11 protein-coding genes are annotated in these 16,661 nt (G+C 75.0%); 8 read left to right on the top strand and 3 right to left on the bottom strand.

What is annotated here, in order from left to right; translation table 11 throughout:
* Positions 1 to 152 precede the first annotated feature (152 nt).
* A complete protein-coding gene (locus tag SYYSPA8_RS11365) occupies positions 153 to 908 on the top strand; it encodes a chitinase (protein ID WP_323446963.1) in 756 nt (251 codons plus the stop codon).
* 115 nt (positions 909 to 1,023) lie between these two features.
* On the opposite strand, the gene SYYSPA8_RS11370 is transcribed toward SYYSPA8_RS11365, so the two are convergent.
* Positions 1,024 to 4,398, bottom strand: a complete 3,375-nt coding sequence (locus SYYSPA8_RS11370; protein ID WP_323446964.1) for a BTAD domain-containing putative transcriptional regulator — start codon at positions 4,396 to 4,398, stop codon at positions 1,024 to 1,026.
* 67 nt (positions 4,399 to 4,465) lie between these two features.
* On the opposite strand from SYYSPA8_RS11370, the gene SYYSPA8_RS11375 reads away from it, so the two are divergent.
* From SYYSPA8_RS11375 to SYYSPA8_RS11385, 3 genes are all read left to right on the top strand, one after another.
* Positions 4,466 to 5,347 carry a S1 RNA-binding domain-containing protein gene (locus SYYSPA8_RS11375; protein ID WP_323446965.1) on the top strand — a complete coding sequence of 294 codons (882 nt, stop codon included), beginning with the start codon at positions 4,466 to 4,468 and terminating at the stop codon, positions 5,345 to 5,347.
* Positions 5,348 to 5,587: 240 nt separating this feature from the next.
* Positions 5,588 to 6,505 (top strand): NAD(P)-dependent oxidoreductase, encoded by a 918-nt coding sequence (locus tag SYYSPA8_RS11380; RefSeq protein WP_323446966.1) that lies wholly within the window; start codon positions 5,588 to 5,590, stop codon positions 6,503 to 6,505.
* A 67-nt stretch (positions 6,506 to 6,572) separates the two neighbouring features.
* Positions 6,573 to 7,034 carry a DnaJ family domain-containing protein gene (locus tag SYYSPA8_RS11385; protein WP_323446967.1) on the top strand — a complete coding sequence of 154 codons (462 nt, stop codon included), beginning with the start codon at positions 6,573 to 6,575 and terminating at the stop codon, positions 7,032 to 7,034.
* Between the two features lie 61 nt (positions 7,035 to 7,095).
* On the opposite strand, the gene SYYSPA8_RS11390 is transcribed toward SYYSPA8_RS11385, so the two are convergent.
* Positions 7,096 to 7,662 carry a DUF4291 domain-containing protein gene (locus tag SYYSPA8_RS11390; RefSeq protein ID WP_323446968.1) on the bottom strand — a complete coding sequence of 189 codons (567 nt, stop codon included), beginning with the start codon at positions 7,660 to 7,662 and terminating at the stop codon, positions 7,096 to 7,098.
* Positions 7,663 to 7,874: 212 nt separating this feature from the next.
* Here SYYSPA8_RS11390 and tap point away from each other — a divergent pair, with 212 nt between their 5' ends.
* From tap to SYYSPA8_RS11405, 3 genes are all read left to right on the top strand, one after another.
* Positions 7,875 to 10,178, top strand: coding sequence for a telomere-associated protein Tap (gene tap, locus SYYSPA8_RS11395; protein WP_323446969.1), 2,304 nt, complete (start codon positions 7,875 to 7,877; stop codon positions 10,176 to 10,178).
* A 3-nt stretch (positions 10,179 to 10,181) separates the two neighbouring features.
* Positions 10,182 to 10,736 carry a telomere-protecting terminal protein Tpg gene (tpg, locus tag SYYSPA8_RS11400; protein WP_323446970.1) on the top strand — a complete coding sequence of 185 codons (555 nt, stop codon included), beginning with the start codon at positions 10,182 to 10,184 and terminating at the stop codon, positions 10,734 to 10,736.
* Between the two features lie 69 nt (positions 10,737 to 10,805).
* On the top strand, positions 10,806 to 11,534 hold the full coding sequence (locus SYYSPA8_RS11405; RefSeq protein WP_323446971.1) for a flavodoxin family protein: 729 nt from the start codon (positions 10,806 to 10,808) through the stop codon (positions 11,532 to 11,534).
* Positions 11,535 to 11,584: 50 nt separating this feature from the next.
* Here SYYSPA8_RS11405 and SYYSPA8_RS11410 read toward each other — a convergent pair whose 3' ends face one another.
* The gene (locus SYYSPA8_RS11410) at positions 11,585 to 14,953 is read right to left on the bottom strand and encodes a S8 family peptidase (RefSeq protein ID WP_323446972.1); all 3,369 of its coding nucleotides are present in this window, start codon (positions 14,951 to 14,953) and stop codon (positions 11,585 to 11,587) included.
* A 653-nt stretch (positions 14,954 to 15,606) separates the two neighbouring features.
* Between SYYSPA8_RS11410 and SYYSPA8_RS11415 the strand changes: the two genes are divergently transcribed.
* A complete protein-coding gene (locus SYYSPA8_RS11415; protein WP_407705981.1) occupies positions 15,607 to 16,587 on the top strand; it encodes an aminoglycoside phosphotransferase family protein in 981 nt (326 codons plus the stop codon).
* Positions 16,588 to 16,661: the final 74 nt, after the last annotated feature.

A 16,661-nucleotide genomic window follows, 5' to 3' on the forward strand; every position in this document is an offset into this window, starting at 1 on the left:
AACAGACGTTCCCGTGGTTCCACACATTGACGACGTTTCAACAACTACGGTTCAGTGAGTGCGCAAACCCCCACACCACGGCGCACCCGCGCGCTCCCCCCAAGAGCCCCCACGCTCCGCCCGGGTGCGCCGTCAACGCACAAGGAGGACTCGTGCTCTCACACCGCACACGAGACCGCGTCAAGGCCCTGATCCTCGCGTTCGCCGCCGCCGCCGGACTCGCCACCGCGAGCCTCGCCCCCACCGCGACCCCGGCCGAGGCGGCCGTCGGAACCCGGGCCCTCGCCGCCGGCTTCTCCGTGAGCGAGGCCCAGTTCAACCAGATGTTCCCGAACCGGAACCCCTTCTACACGTACTCCGGACTCGTGGCCGCCCTCGGCGCGTACCCGGGCTTCACCACCACCGGAAGCGACGAGGTGCGCAAGCAGGAGGCGGCGGCCTTCCTCGCCAACGTCAGCCACGAGACCGGCGACCTCGTCCACATCGTGGAGCAGAACCAGGCCAACTACCCGCACTACTGCGACTGGAGCCGGCCGTACGGCTGCCCGGCCGGCCAGGCGGCGTACTACGGACGCGGACCGCTCCAGCTGAGCTGGAACTACAACTACAAGGCGGCGGGCGACGCGCTCGGCATCGACCTGCTGAACAACCCCTGGCAGGTGGAGAACGACGCGGCCGTGTCGTGGAAGACGGGCCTGTGGTACTGGAACACGCAGAGCGGCCCGGGGACGATGACCCCCCACGACGCCATGGTGAACAAGCGCGGATTCGGTGAGACGATCCGGTCCATCAACGGCGCGATCGAGTGCAACGGCGGCAACGCGGGACAGGTGCAGAGCCGCGTCGACAAGTACCGTCAGTTCACCCAGATCCTGGGCGTGCCGACCGGTGACAACCTGTACTGCTGACCACCGCCCCGACGAGTGACGGGTGACGAGTGACGGGTGACGAATGACGAGTGCGGGGCCGCGCATCGAGGCCCCGCACCCGTCACTCGCACCCGCATGACCGTCCGGGCCCTCCTCACAGGTGGGACCCCACCCCCACGTACGCCGCCAGCTCCCCCTCCCCGAGCGACCTCCCCCGGGCGTACCCCGCCGCGTACCCCGCCGGACCCAGCGCCCCACGCGCCCGGCCCGCCGCCCGGTCCACGTCCCCCCGTTCCGCCACCGGCAGCGGCGCACCCACCGAGTCCCGGGCCGCGCCCGCCGCTCCCAGCAGCACCGCGCAGCGCTCGTACGCGCCGGCCGCCGCACCCGCCGCCGCCAGGCCCTCCAGGGCGAGCGCCACGGCCCGCACGTCCCCGAGACCGCGCGCCACCGCCAGACCCTCGCGGTGCCGGGCCGCCGCGAGCGCCGGATCGCCCCGCAGCTCCGCGACGAACCCCAGCTCCGCCAGGACCAGCGCCGTACCGGGCCCGTAATCGACCTCCCGGAACCACCACAGCAGCTCCCGCAGATACCCCTCCGCCTCCGCGTAACCGCCCGACCGCCGCGCCCCCAGCGCCAGACCCAACCGGGCATCCGCCTCACCCGAGCGCAGGCCGTGGTCGCGGGCGAGCCGCAGCGCCCGCTCGTGGTGGTCGTGCGCCGCCGCGTGGTCGCCCGTCAGCAGCGCCAGCCGGCCGAGGCCGGTGTGCCGCTTCGCCGCCTCCGCCGCGAGACCGAGCCGTTCGGCGATCGCCAGACCGTCCCGGTGCAGCCGCGCCGCCCGCTCGTAGTCGCCCCCGACCTCGGCGAGCACCGCCAGCGGGAAGACCGTCTGGAGCCGCCCCCACGGATCACCGAGCCCGGTGAACAGCCGGGCGCTGCGCTCACCGTCCCGCCGCACCGCCGCCAGATCGCCGCGCGCCAGCGCGTGCCGCGCACGGACGCTCAGCGCCGCCGCCGTCCCCCAGTCGTCGCCCAGCGCCGCGAACCGCTCCAGGGCACCGTCGGCCAGCTCCTCGCCCGTACCCACGTCACCCGCCCCCAGCTGCGCCGCACTCAGGAACCACAGCGCACGGGCGTACCCCGCCGGATCGTCGCCGCCTCCGTCCGCCCGGTACGGGGCCAGTGCGGTGGCGATCGCCCCGGCCGCGTCCGGCGCGTCCCCGGCCAGGAGCGCGACACCGGTCCGCCACACCACCACGCGGGCCCGGACCCGCGCATACGCGACACCGCCACCACCGGCACCTGTTTTCGGTGGCATGGCGAGCACCAGGTCCAGCGTCCGGCGGGCCTCGTCCAGCATCCCCCGCAGCACCCAGTACCAGACCAGCGCGTCGACCGTCCGCAGCGCCCGTTCCGCCGCACCGCCGCGCACCGCGTGGGCGACCGCCTGCCGCAGCTCCGAGCAGGCGCCGTCGAGCAGTTCCAGCCACTGCCGCTGGCCCGGCCCGCGCAGCTCGGGCGCGGCCCGCAGCGCGAGCCCGGTGTAGTGGCGGCTGTGCCGGTCGCGTACGGCCCCGGTCTCGCCCGCCGCTTCGAGGCGCTCCGCACCGTACGCCTTCACCGACTCCAGCAGCCGGTACACCGGCCCTCCGGCACGGTCCGCGACCACCACGAAGGACCGGTCGACCAGCCGCGCCAGCAGATCGAGTACGTCCCCGGCGGCGATGCCACCGTCCCCGAAGCCGTCCCCCAAGCCCTCTCCGGGGCCCTCCCCGGGGCTGCTCCCGGAGCTGTTCCCGGGGGCGCCGTCGTCGGCGCACACCGCCTCCGCCGCCTCCAGCGCACAGCCCTCCGCCTGTACGGAGAGCCTGCGCAGCACGGTCCGTTCGGCCGGGGCCAGCAGCTCCCAGCTCCAGTCGAGCACCGCGCGCAGGGTGCGCTGGCGCGCGGGCCCGTTCCGGGGGCCGCCGGACAGCAGCGCGAACCGGTCGTCGAGCCGGTGCAGCAGACCGTGTACGCCGAGACTCCGCGCACGGGCGGCCGCCAGCTCCAGCGCGAGCGGAACACCGTCCAGGCGCGCGCAGAGGGCGGCGAGCGCGGCCGCGTCGCCCGGGTCGTCGGCGAAACCGGGCGGCAGGGCCGCGCGGGCGGTGAACAGCGCCACCGCGTCGGCGGGCCGCAGCGGCTGCACCGGCAGGACCGACTCCCCGGCGGCACCCAGCGGCTCCTGACTCGTCGCCAGGACCGACACACCGGACGCCCCCGGCAACAGGCCGCCCACGACATCGGCGACGGGCTCCACCACATGCTCGCAGTTGTCGAGGACGAGCAGCAGCCGCCGTTCGCGCAGCATCCGCCCCAGCCGCTCGCGCGGCGACAGGCGCGCCCCGCCGTCACCGGCCGCCCGGACGCCGAGCACCGTCAGCAGGGCCTCGGCGACCTCGTCCGGACCCGTCCCGGGGGCCGGGGCGAGCCCGGCGAACTCCGCCAGGACCACCCCGTCCGGGAACCGGTCCGCGCCCCGCCGCGCCACCTCGACGGCCAGCCGCGTCTTGCCCACCCCGCCGGGGCCGGTCAACGTCACCAGCCGGGAACCCGCCAGGCGCAGCGCCGCCCCGGCCACCGCCTCCTCCCGCCCGACCAGCTCCGTGACCGGCGCCGGCAGCCGGACACCACCGGACCACTGCGGTACGGGGGTCTCAGGGCCGTCCGTCCGCGCACGGGCCGCCACCGCCCCGCCGCCGCTGGTCTCGTGTGAAGGGCCGTCGCCGCTGCCGCCGAGCGAGGGGTCGTGCCGCAGGATCGCGCCGTGCAGTGCCACCAGTTCGGCCCCGGGGGCGAGCCCCAGCTCGTCGTCGAGGGTCCGCCGCAGGCTCTCGTACCCGGCGAGCGCGTCCGCCTGGCGCCCCGCCCGGTACAGCGCCCGCAACTGGACGGCCCGCAGCCGCTCCCGCAGGGGGTGCGCGGCGACCAGCTCCTCCGCCTCCCCGGCGATCTCCGCGTACTCGCCGAGGTCGGCCCGGAGGGCGAGCCGGTCCTCCAGGGCGGTCAGCCGGTCCTCCTCCAGCCGGTGGGCGGCCGCCCGCGCGAAGGGCCGGTCCGCGTACCCCGCGAACGCGTCACCGCGCCACAGCCCCAGCGCCCCGGTCAGCAGCGCCACCCGCGCTCCGGCGTCCGCGCCGGTCCGCGCCCGCCGCAGCAGCTCCGCGAACCGTTCGGCGTCCACCGCCCCGGGCTCCGGCCGCAGCCGGTAACCGGCGGTGTCCTGGACGACGAGACCCCGGGCCCCCGGCTCGGCCCGGTCCAGCGCCGCCCGCAGCCGTGAGACCTGGCCCTGAAGGGCGTTGCGCGGATGGTCGGGTACGGCGTCGCCCCAGAGGTCGTCCACCAGCCGGTCCGTGGAGACGGGGCGCCCGGGGGCCACCAGCAGCCGGGCCAGCAGGGCGCGCGCCTTCGTACCGGGCACGGCCACCGGCCCCCCGTCCGCTGTCCACACGGTCAGCGGACCGAGCACCCCGAAACGCATTCGATCACTTTAACCGGCTTGACCCGCGTCCTGCGGGCCGGTCCGCCGGGCGTGGGAGCATCGGCGCATGGGCGGTACGGAGGCGGCGGCGCCGGGTGACCGGGGCGACCGGGGCGACCGGGGTGACCGGGGTGACCGGGGCGACCGGGGCGACCAGGGCGAGAGAGTACGGGAGTTCCTGGCGGCGCTCCGGGTGGGCGATGTCGTCGGCGGCACGGTGGCGGAGGTGTCCCGGACGGTGTCGGTGACCCTGGACGGGTTTCCCGCGCGCCCGCTCGGGGTGATCGACTCGACGGGCCCGTTCTGGCGGAGCGGCGGACCGGCCACCGCCGCGGGGGCCGTGGCGGGGGAGCGGATCACCGCGGAAGTGGCCGACGCCGACCCGGACCGCGGCTGGGTACGGCTGTGGCCCGCCCCGACCGAGCACCGGGAACTCTGGGCGTTCCTGCGCTCGCTCGGCCCCGGCCGGACCCTGCGGGGCGCCATCGCCTCGATCGAGTCGTACGGCGTGTTCGTGGCGCTGGACGAGGGCCCCCGCCACCCGGCCCTCCCCGGCGTCGGGTTCATCGCGTACCCCGAACTCTCCTGGCTGCCCTTCGACACCGCCGCCGACGTCGTGGCGGTCGGGCAGCGGGTCTCCTGCGCGTTCCTGTACTTCGACACCTGGAACGGCGAGGCCCGCCTCTCGCTGCGGGCGACGCTGCCGGACCCCTTCGCCGCCTTCGCCGACAGCGTCACGGTGGGGCAGGAGCTGCGGGGGCGGGTGACCAAGGTGGTTCCCTTCGGCGTCTTCGTCGATGTCGCCGACGGGATCGAGGGGCTGCTCCGGCCGGCGCCGGAGCAGCGGTCCGCGCCGCAGGTCGGCGACGAGGCCGTGGTGGTCGTCGCCGGGATCGACCGGGAGCGGCGCACCGTACGGCTCGGCGCGGGCGGCCGCCCGCCGACGTAACAACGGCGGCAACGGTAAAGCGGCGGCGGGCATGCGGGTCACAGCATGCGGCGGTGACAGCGGCGACGGCGGGCAGTGGCAGCGGGAGTGACAGCGGTCAGTGACAGCGGGCGGCAGCGGACCGACAGTGCATCGGCAGCGCATCGGCAGCGCCCCCGTACACGCTGGTCCTGTTCCACCGCACCACAGCCAACCGCACCACAACCACCGCATCACAGCGGACCACCCAGGAGGCACCCCATGACTGCCACGCCCACCGCCACCGCCACCGCCAATGTCACCGCCACCCCCCAGCCGGTCACCGTGCTCGGTCTCGGCAATCTGGGACAGGCGATCGCGGCCGCCTTTCTCGACGCGGGGCACCCCACCACGGTCTGGAACCGCACGCGGTCCCGGGCCGACGCGCTGGTCGCCCGGGGCGCGCGCCGGGCCGAGGACCCCGCCGCCGCCATCGCCGCGAGCGAACTGGTCGTCGTCGCCGTCCTGGACTCCGACACCGCGCGGGCCGTCCTGGACCCGGCCGCCGACGCGCTCAAGGGCCGGACCCTGGTGAACCTCACCAGCAGCACCCCCGGCCCGTCCGGCGAACTCGCCGCCTGGGCGACGGACGCGGGCGCCGACTACCTGGCCGGAGCTGTGTACGCCGTACCGCAGACGCTCGGCACCGCCGACGCCTTCGTCCTCTACAGCGGCTCGGCGGCGGCCCACGAGCGCCACCGTGAGCGGCTCGCGCTCCTCGGCCGGGATGTCTTCGTCGGTACGGACCCCAGCCTCGCCGCCGTCCACGACGTGGCGGTACTGAGCGGGATGTACGGCATGTTCGCGGGGTTCTTCCAGGCCATGGCGCTGGCCCGGTCGGCGGCGATCCCGGCGGCCGATCTGACGGAGCACCTGGTGACCTGGTTGAAGGCCGCCGCCGACGCCCTCCCCGGCTTCGCGCGGGAGATCGACTCGGGTGACTACTCCACCGACACCTCCAGCCTGGAGATGAACGCGGCGGGCCTGGACAGCATCCTCGCCGCGACCGAGGCCCAGGGGCTGCCCACCGACCTCATCGCCCCGGTGCGGGCCCTGCTCGCCACCCAGATCGCGCAGGGACACGGCGGCCTGAGCCTGGCCCGCGCGGTGGAGTCGCTGCCCGCCCCGGCCGCGCGCTGACCCCTCCCCGGTCCCGCGGTCGCCCCCGGCCCCGCCGGACCGGGGGCGACTGTTGGACAATGGACCCATGAACGAGCGGAAGCCTCCGGGAGTCAGCTTCGAATCGTGGGTGGACAAGCAGATCCGCGACGCCGAGTCACGCGGTGACTTCGCGTCGCTGACGGGGGTGGGGAAGCCGCTCCCCGAGGAGATCGAGGCCCCCTACGACGAACTGTGGTGGATCAAACGGAAGATGGTCCGCGAGGGGCTGGCGGTCCTGCCGCCCTCCCTCGCGCTGCGCAAGGAGGCCGAGGACGCCCTCGAAGCCGCCTGGGCCGCGCCCTCGGCGACGGCCGCCCGGCGGATCGTCGCCGAGGTGAACCCCAAGATCCGCGACATGATGCTCAAGCCCCCGCCGGGCCCGCCGCTGGGGCTCAAGCCGTACGACCTGGACGAGATTGCGCGCGCATGGCACGCACGCCGCCGGGCCGCCGCACAGGACCCGCAGGATCCGGCCGACGGAGAGCAGCCACCCGGCTCCCCGAGGTGACCCCCCGGACGGCACTGGCACCGGCTGCCCGGCCGGGGCCGGCCGCTCCGTCAGACGTCGATCAGACGTCGATGTCGAGGCGGCCCGCCAGCTCCCGGGGCAGGGTGTAGAGCCGTTCCGGCGGCAGCAGCCGCTGGGCGTTCGCCGCCTTGCCGTTCCGGACCTGCTGCGCGATCTTCCGCACCTGGGGGGTGATGTCCTCCAGGCCGGTGACCCACTCCTCCGCGTACCGCTTGATCAGCCCCCGGCCGATACCCACCTGGATGCTGTAGTGGTTGAGGGCGGCTCCGCGCAGGGAGCGTTCGGGGTCCCACTGGACATGGACCGGAGCCTTGGCCACCAGATCCGGATGAGAAGTGGTCAGCACCGCCTGGGACAGCGCTTCCTCCCAGCCCTCCCGCGTGACGCGGATGGCGAGAATGCGCTCCTGGCCGGACTTCTGACCCCAGTTGCTGCGGTGCATGAGCCAGAGGAAGGACGGTTTGATCCAGGTCATGCGCTGGAACGAGAACGGCGGTACGAAACGGCCCTCCCGCAGGGCGGGATCGGCGATCGCGGACGAGTACGCCTGGTAGACGACGATCGTCCGGGCATCGTGCTGGGCGCGTATCTGACGTAGTGCGGTCATGACGGAAGGGTGCCACCGGGCGTCCGCCCCCGGCGACTCAATATTCAGGTCGACGGACTATTCCGCACATTCCGCAGACGTTTTGCGCAGTTCGTTCCCCGCAGGCCGTTCCCGGCGCGGGAGCCGCCCCGGACCGCTCGGTACCGACGCCCGGGGGTGTGAGCACCGGAATGAGTAGCGGGAAGGGTAGTGTGCCGTGCGGAGGTGCAAGGATGTCCCACGGCCAGGAGGCCCTGTTCGCCCGGGTCGACGCGCTGCTCGCGCGCCCCGACGAACTGCCGCCGCCCGCCGAGCGCAAGCGGCTGCGCGAAGCGGCGAAGGTGACCCAGCAGGAACTGGCGGAGATCTTCGAGGTGCGCCGGGAGTCCGTCCGTGCCTGGGAGGCCGGGCGCAGTGAGCCCAAGGCGCCCAAGCGGCAGGCGTACGCCCGGCTGCTGGAGGGCTGGTCCGCGAAGTATCCGGCGCCGACCGCGCCGGCCATCCCGGCCATCCCTGCCGCCCCGGTCGGTCCTGACACCGCCGGCGCTCCCGCGGCCGCCCCGGCCGCAACACCCCCCGCGCCGACCACCCCGGCGACCGTGCCGACCACTCCGCCGGCCGCGCCGACCACCGTGACCGCCACCGCGCCGGCCGCCCTGCCCGTACCGACACCGCCCGAGGCACCGGGCCAGGCCGCAGCCACAGCCACGGCACCAGCCACGGCATCGCCCCCGCCACTGGCACCGCCCCCACCCCCGGCATCAGTGCCCGCCACGGCACCCGCGTCACGTACCCCTGCCCCTCGATCCGCGCCCCGGCCGGCCCCCCGGCCCGCGCCCGCCGCCGGCCCCGGACGCGCCCCCCGGGACGCGGTCGCCCGCGACCCCCGCTTCCCCTCCGGCCCCCTCGCCGTCCTCGACGGCGACGGCACCGCTCACACCCTCGACGGCACCCTCCTGGACTGCCCCGCGACCACCGTCCCCGAGCTGGTCGAGTGGACCCTCGCCGAATCCGGCCTCGGCGCCCCCCGGCTGCACCGCCACGGCAAGGACGCCGATCCCCTCGTCGTCCTCACCGCGTCCGCCGCCGAACGCCTCGGCCTCCCCGCCGTCCTGGAGGACCGCCGGGGCCTGCGGCTGCCCCCCGACCACCCCGTGGTCAAGGAGATCACCCGGGCGAAGTGGAAGCTCACCCAGCGCGGCTTCGGCCCCTGGCCCCGTGTCTACCGCCCCGCGACGACCGGCGGCCGCCAGTGCGTCCAGCTCGCCGTCCTGCCCTGGGGCGCCCTCGACAGCCGCGCCTGGGCCGACGCCGCCGCCCTCCCCCCGGCCGACCTGGCCCGCGCGCTCGGCCTGTACGCCACCCGCGTCCTCACCCCCCGGGGCTCCACCGCCGTCAGCGGCCTGGAGCTGATGACCGCGCTCCGCCCGCCCACCCGGCCGGCGAAGGACGGGACGACCGGGGCCTGGGTCTCCGCGCCCAACCCGGGCGCGCTCACCCGCCCCGTCGACCCCGCCCCGCCCGAGGCCCCGGCCGAACACCCCGTCGCCCAGGGCTGGCCCGCCGACCGCTTCCTGGACGAGGAGGCGTACCAGTGGGTCCGCGACCCGGCGCTCCTGTCCGACGCGGAGTGCCTGCTCCCGTACGCCGTGGGGCTCGACATCAACACCGCCTTCCTCGCCGCCGCCTCCCGGCTGCCGGTCGGCCTCGGCGAAGCGGTCCGCGCCGACTTCCCCGCCTTCGACCCGAAGATCCCCGGCAGCTGGCTGGTCGACCTCTCCCACGTCGAACTCGACCCCCGGCTCCCGTCACCGTTCACCCCGACCGGCGCCCGGCCCGAGGGCCCCGCCTGGTACACCACGCAGACCGTCGCGTACGCGGTCGAACTCGGCGCCGACGTCCGCCCCCTGGAGGGGTATCTGCGGTACGGGACGGGCGCGTTCCTGGACCCCTGGCACGACCGCCTCAAGAGCGCGTACGTGACGACCATGGCCGAACTCGGCGTCCCCGTCGGCAAGGACACCGACGAACGTGCCTTCCTCGCCGCGATGGACGGGCACAAGCAGCGCGACCCCGTACTCGCCGCCGTGCTCTGTGCCGTCAAGTCCACCGTCAAGGGCGGCATCGGCAAGCTGCGCGAACGCCCCCAGGGCGCCGGCTACCGGGACGGCGAGCGCTGGCCCGCCCTGGAGCGCCCCACCTGGCGCCCCGACATCCGCGCCGCCGTCATCGCCAAGGCACGCGTCAACATGCACCGGAAAATGGCCAACACCGCCAGGGAGACCGGCCTCTACCCGCTCGCGGCCCTGTCCGACTGCGTCGTCTACCCCTCCGCCGGGCCGTCCCCGCTGGACTTCCTCCCCCTCACCCCCGAGGGCCGCGTCCTGCCGGGCGGCTTCCGGCTCGGCGCCACCCCCGGCCTCGCCAAGGTCGAAGGGGTCCAGGAGCTGGCGTGGGCCGTGGACCTGATGGAACAGGGCTACAACCCGGCCCGCCACATCAAGGGCGGCGACGCCGTCCTGGACGAAGGGGAGTAGCCCGTGGGGGACATCGACGACGCCCTGGTCCGCGCCGACCAGGTGCTGTTCACCCGCGAGCCGCCCAAGGGCACCCAGGCCCGCGTCCGCTTCCTGCTCGGCCGGCTGCGGACGACGAAGGCGGTCGCGGAGGCGATCGGGGTCACCCGCCGCTCCGTCGAGCGCTATCTGTCCGGGGAGCGGAAGACCCCGCCGGCGCCGATCGCCGACCGGATCGAGAAGGAGGTACGGGCCCGCTGGCAGCCCCGCGTCCGCGAACGCCGCCGCCGCGAGGCGGCCGCCCGTACCGGAATCACCGTCGAGACCCGCGCCCGCTTCGGCTACTCCGCCCCCATCGGCACCACCGACGACCCCCGGCTGCGCCGTCTCACCGTCCATCTCCCGCCCGACTACGCGGACCGGCTCTTCACCGCCCAGCGGCAGGGCGCCGACGACCGACGGCTCCGGGGGATCGTGGCCGAGGGGCTTCAGCGGGTGTACTTCCGCGACGACGGGGCCCGCGCCGCCGAACTGGAGGTCGAGATCACCGACATCGACTACCTCGACCTGTCCTACTGACCTGACCTGACCTGACCGTTCACGTGATGGGTGGAATAGGCCACGGGGCAGGGTGAGTTGGTGCGTTGCATGAGCAGCGACACCAGCGGTCAGACCACCACTGCCGGCACCACCGCCGTCACCACCGACACCGACACCGAGCCCGACACGGACACCGGGGCCGGGGGACCCACCGGCCGTTCGTTCCTCTTCGTCCTGGGCAGCTCCCGGCCCGACGGCAACAGCGAGATCCTCGCCCGCGCCGCCGCCGAACGGCTCCCCGCCGGCGTGCCGCGGCGCTGGGTGGACCTCTCCCGGCTGGACCTGCCCGACTTCCAGGACGGACGGCACGAGACGGGCGAGTGGCCCGTCTCCGGGAGCGAGGCGGAGCTGCGCGACGCCACCCTCGCGGCCACCGACATCGTGCTGGTCACACCGCTGTACTGGTACACGGTCTCGGCCCAGATGAAGCGTTACCTCGACTACTGGTCCGGCTGGCACGGCATTCCCGGTCTCCGTTTCAAGGAGCGGATGGCGGACCGGACCCTGTGGGGCGTGACGGTCATGGCCGACCGCGAGGAGTCCCGCGCCGGCGCGCTCGTGGCCACGCTCGACCACTCGGCCGCGTTCCTGGGGATGCGCTTCGGCGGCGTCCTGCTCGGCAACGGCTCGAAGCCCGGCCAGGTCCGCACCGACGAACGGGCGCTGGCCCGCGCCGCCACCTTCTTCCAGCGGGTGCCGCGCCCCGGCCGCTTCCCGCGGGGGGAACTGCCCGAGGCGGAGTGGGAGGAGTACACGGGGGCGACCGAGGCGGCCTGACACCGCGGCGGTACGCGGCGGCGCGCACTCCTCCCCTCCCGCGGGCCCGGCTATCCGCCGTGGTACGCGTCGTGGACGGTCACCGAGGCCGTGTTGCCCCGGACGTCCGCGAGCTGGGCACGGAGCGCAAGGGCCCTGCCCCGGCCGGGGTTGGTGAGGGTGACGGTGCCCCGGGTCACCGGGAGCTTCGTCCAGGTGCGACCGGAGTCGTAGGAGACCCGTACCGTCAGCGACTTCAGGCCGGCTCCGGCGGCGGGCCCCTGGACGGTCACGGGGACCCGCTGCCGCTCACCGGCCGGTGCGGTGCCGTCGAGCGCGGTCCGTACGCCGAAGCGGACCGTGGAGACGGGCAGCGCGACCTCCGTCCCGCCCGGCGGCCGCGCCGAACGGAAGGTCCAGGAGGCGTCGACGCGACGCGCGGCACGGGAGACCTCCGGCGCGCGCTCCACCGAGGTCGACAGGGTGTACGCGGCCTCCTCGGGGCCGACGGTGAAGGACCCTGCGGCCAGCGGGTCCTCGTTCTCGCCCACGGTGGTGCTCCCCCGCCGCAGGACGGTCCGTACCGAGGTGAAGTCGGAGACGCCGGGGTGGCCCGCGGCGTCCGCGACGACCGGGAGACGGCCCCGGATCTCGTCCCCCTGGCGGAGGACACCCTGTCCGGGGCCGACGGCCGGGCCGAACACCGGTGTGTTGAACCGTACGCCGGAGGTCCTCCCGGCCGGGAAACGCCGCGACTCCGCCAGATAACGGGCGGACGTGGCCTCGCCCCCGGGGTCGCGGAACTGCTCGAAATGCGTGTCCCACCGGGCCCGGGACCCCGAGACGTACAGCGTGCGGACACCGCCGAGCCGTACGTCGGTCATCGGGCCGAGGCTGCCGCGGACGCCGTCGGCCCAGCCGCTGAGGATCAGCATGCCGTGCCGTGAGGCTCCCGGCGCGCCGAGGCCGGCCCGGACCTTCGCCAGGTCCCGCAGGGCGAACTTCCGGGTGAATCCGGTGGCGACCCGGTCGACCCGGCCGCCGGTGGCGATGTGATAGGCGGTGCCGGATCCCCTCTCCCACTCCCCGTGCCAGGACTGCACCAGCGTGCCGTCGCCGACGCGCGGACCGAGATGGGCGAAACGGCTGAGGGCGAAGGACTCCAGATGGCCGCCGAAGAGGAGGTCCCTGTCGGGGTTTCCGCCGGGGTCCTGGCGTCCGACGAGCGTTCCGCTGTAGGTCTCCCTGGCCCCGGCGTCGGGCACGGTGATGCTCACCGGCCTGGTACGACGGGCGTCCAGGGTGATGGTGGTGTCCTTGCGGAGATCCACCTGGGGCTGGGTGAACTGGTCGATGATCCCCCGTTCGCCCCGCTGGACCGCGTTCAGGAAGTAGGTCCCCCGGGGAAGACGCACCGTCGCGACCCCCGACGGGCCCCCGCTCATCCGGTACGGGTCGTACCGGAAGGGCCAGTGGGCGATCTGGGCCTCGAAACCGCCCACGGGCCTGCCGTCACGGCCGAGCCCCTTGACGGTGAGGTCGTACGACTCCTCCTCCCGGTCGACGGCGGCGGCCGTGCGGACCGTCCGCCCGCCGCCGGTGGCCGTGACCGCCGCCGAGTAGTGGCCGTCCAGCGTGCCGCCGATACGGGTGTCTGCGGTCACGGTGACCGACGTGCTTCCCCCGGCGGGTACGGTCACCTCACGCGCCCCGAGGGTGAAGAACCCCGCCGGCGCGGGCCTGCCCGTGGGGCCGGTGCCGGACACGGACAGGGCGAGGGTGACGGCGGAGCCGCCCGTGTTGGTGTAGGTGATGGTCCGGGTCACGGGCCTGTCGTCGCCGTGCGGCCACGACTGGACCCCGAAACCGAGCGACGAGGGTCGCGCCAGCACGGTTCCGTCGAGCGCGCGGTCCGCCGCGACACGGCCCGAGCCCTGCTCGTACGCAGGACGGCCGATGTCCTTCGCCGATCCGGTCAGCGCCGCCTTGAGACGCTCACCGTTCCAGGACGGGTGCTTCTGCTTGAGCAGGGCGGCGGCTCCGGCGACATGCGGGGTGGCCATCGACGTACCGTCCAGCGTCACATACCCCGGAGGGTTCTCGCCCTCCAGCCGGGCCGTCGCGCTGCCGGCCGCCGACGCCGCCGTGATGGCCACACCGGGCGCGGTGACATCCGGTTTGAGGCCGCTGTCACCGGTGCGCGGGCCACGGCCGGAGAAGGCCGCCATCCGGTCCCGGTCGTCCACCGCGCCCACCGTGAGCGCGGCGTCGGCGCTGCCCGGGGAGTCGACCGTGCCCGGCAGGGGACCGCTGTTGCCCGCCGCGACGACGAAGAGCGTCCCCTGCTGCCGGGACACCCGGTCGACATGGGCTTCGAGGGGATCCTCCCCGGGGGTGTCGGCGCTGCCGAGGCTGAGGTTGACGATGTCGGCACCCTCGGCGACGGCCCAGTCGATCCCGGCGATGACGTCCGACTCCAGGCCGCCGCCGAAGTCGTCGAGGACCTTCCCGGCGAGCAGCGCGGCACCCGGCGCCACTCCCGTGTACGTGCCCCGTGACATGGCCCCCGTGCCCGCCGCGATCGACGCGACATGGGTGCCATGGCCGTTCCGGTCCTTCGCGTCCGGGTCCTGGGTGAAGTTCCGTTCCGCCCGGACCCGGCCCTGGAGATCCGGGTGGGTGGCGTCCACGCCGGTGTCGAGGACCGCGATCGTCACCCCGTCCCCCCGAAAGCCCTGCTTCCACACGGCCGGGGCGCCGACGCGGCCCACGCTGGTGTCGAGCGTGGCCCGGCGCACGCCGTCCAGCCAGATGCCGCTGATTCCGGCCGCCACCGTGCGCCGCCCGTCCCGCTCGCGGGTGAGCGTCTTCCAGAGCCGGGCCGGGTCCGCGCGCGGGGCGGAGAGCGCGTCCGCGCCGAGCGGTCCGAGGGTCCGGCGCACCCGGGTGTCCCCGGCGCCGCGCACACCGGCGCGGGCCGCCTTCGCGGCGCCGCCCCCGCCCTCGTAGGCCACGATCAACGGCAGTCCGCCGTCCGGGCCCGCCCGGTCCATGGCGCGGCTCAACTCGCCTGTGTCGAAGAGCCGCCGGTCCAGCTTCCCCGCCGTGATCAGCGGGGCGGCGTCCGCCGGGACCACGGAGGTGCGGCCCCCGGCGGTGCTGCTCCACAGGGGGATGCCCGAGCGGCCCCGGCCGGGCCTGACTCCCGCGACCCTTCCCCTGCCGTCGAGCAGTACCTGATCGCCGGTGATCAGCGTCAGCCGCTTCCCGGCGCGTTCCGCGCCTTCTGTGCCTTCCTTGCCTTCCGCTGTGTTCACGGCTGCTGGAGTGCCCGCGGGCGGTTCCTGCGCCGAAGCGGTACCGGCCGTGCCGCCGGCGGTCAGGGCCACGGCCACCATGGCGGCGGCGGACCGGCGGATACGTCTGTCGTTCCTGTGCAACTTGCTCCTCGGAGTTCGGTTCCGGGTGCACGGCAGCCCTCGGCACGGGCCTCGCGAGGCGGCAGAAGGCATACCCGCGCCCATTCGTGGGCCATAGACGTGGAATCCGATCACCGGGTTGACCGCCGCAGTGACTGGCCGAAACCTGAACTGACCGCTCCACGGGGGCCCGCCGGGACGGTCGGGCACGGCCCCGGCCGGCACCCGGTGGAGGCCCCGACTCCGGGGCCGCCTCGGGTGCCGGCCGGGATGAGCTGCGGAGACACGAACGCGCCGCCGGGTGCGCCGTACCCGGACGAGAAGCGCGCGGGCCACCGGGAGTTCCGGTGCCCAGGGGGGAGGACACCGGACGGTACGTGGCCGAAAAGCTGCGCAGCGCGGGGGGCGGGGGCGGGGGCACGCCGTCGGCCGCAGGCGGCGGAAGGCCCGGCCCGGTGATCCCGTCGCGACCGATCACGGGCACGCTGCCGACCACCCGACAGCGGCCGGAGTTAAGGTGGGCGACATGCTTTGACGCCTGCCCGCGCCCCGGGCACCCCCGCCGCCTCCTTCGTCACCGCGTTGCGCACCTCGCGTTCCCGCAGGACCCGACGGAGGAGTCCCCACCCATGTCTTCCCCCTTGCCTTCCCCTTCCCCTTTGCCGTCTTCCTCTTTGCCGTCTTCCCGTTTCCCGTCTTCCTGTTTCCCCGTCACCCCACGGCCGCCGATCGAGGTTCCCCGGGGGTTCCTCGACGCGTACGCCCTCCATGGGCCCGAGGCACGGAAGTGGCTGGCCGGTCTGCCCCGGCTCGGCGCCGAGTTCCTCGACCGCTGGCGGCTGCGCCCCGACGGCCCCGCCGGCCACGGCACGGCCTCGCTCGTGCTGCCCGTGGTGCGCGAGGACGGCCTGCGCGCCGCCCTCAAGCTCCAGCAGCCGCGCGAGGAGAACGCCGGCACGGCGGCCGGCCTGCTGGCCTGGCGCGGCGACGGCGTCGTCCGGCTGCTCGACCACGACACCGCGACCGCCACCCAGCTGCTGGAACGGCTCGACCCGAGCCGCACACCGGCCGCGCTGGACGACGACGACACCGCCATGGAGGTGCTGGCGGGCCTGCTGGCCCGGCTCACCTCCGTGGCCGCGCCCCCCGGGCTGCGGACCCTCGCCGCGACCGCCCGCGCGATGCTGGAGCAGACACCGCGGGCCGTGCCGGCACTGGCCGAACCGGGGGAGCGGCGGCTGATCGAGGTGTGCGCCGCCTCGGTCGCCGACGTGGCAGGCGAGAGCGGCGACCGGCTGCTCCACTGGGACCTGCACTACGGCAACGTGCTCGCGGGCGAGCGGGAACCGTGGCTGGCGATCGACCCCGAACCGCTCGCGGGAGACCCCGGCTTCGACCTGCTGCCCGCCCTGGACAGCGCCTGGGAGAAGGTCGTGGCCTCGCCGCACGGGGTGACCGGGGCGGTGCTGCGCCGGTTCGACCTGCTGACCGCCGCCCTCGGCCTGGAGCGGGACAGGGCGGTCGCCTGGACGCTGGGGCGCGTACTCCAGAACGCCCTGTGGGACATCGAGGACGGCAGGAACGCGCTGGAACCGGCGCAGGTGGCCATCGCCACCGCCCTCCTGGAACACCGCCGCATCCGCCGCACCCGCTGAACCTGCCGCACCCGCTGAACCGCCCCGCCCCGTACCCCGGGGGCACTGGGTACGGGGTACGGGGTACGGGGGAG

This window comes from Streptomyces yaizuensis, from assembly GCF_034961445.1.
GTDB classification, from domain to species: domain Bacteria; phylum Actinomycetota; class Actinomycetes; order Streptomycetales; family Streptomycetaceae; genus Streptomyces; species Streptomyces yaizuensis.

Coding starts and splice junctions, on each gene's coding strand:
- SYYSPA8_RS11390 (WP_323446968.1), bottom strand. CDS start 7,662: ATGACCGCACTACGTCAGATACGCGCCCAGCACGATGCCCGGACGATC.
- SYYSPA8_RS11375 (WP_323446965.1), top strand. CDS start 4,466: ATGGGCGGTACGGAGGCGGCGGCGCCGGGTGACCGGGGCGACCGGGGC.
- SYYSPA8_RS11380 (WP_323446966.1), top strand. CDS start 5,588: ATGACTGCCACGCCCACCGCCACCGCCACCGCCAATGTCACCGCCACC.
- SYYSPA8_RS11405 (WP_323446971.1), top strand. CDS start 10,806: ATGAGCAGCGACACCAGCGGTCAGACCACCACTGCCGGCACCACCGCC.
- SYYSPA8_RS11385 (WP_323446967.1), top strand. CDS start 6,573: ATGAACGAGCGGAAGCCTCCGGGAGTCAGCTTCGAATCGTGGGTGGAC.
- tap (WP_323446969.1), top strand. CDS start 7,875: ATGTCCCACGGCCAGGAGGCCCTGTTCGCCCGGGTCGACGCGCTGCTC.
- SYYSPA8_RS11370 (WP_323446964.1), bottom strand. CDS start 4,398: ATGCGTTTCGGGGTGCTCGGTCCGCTGACCGTGTGGACAGCGGACGGG.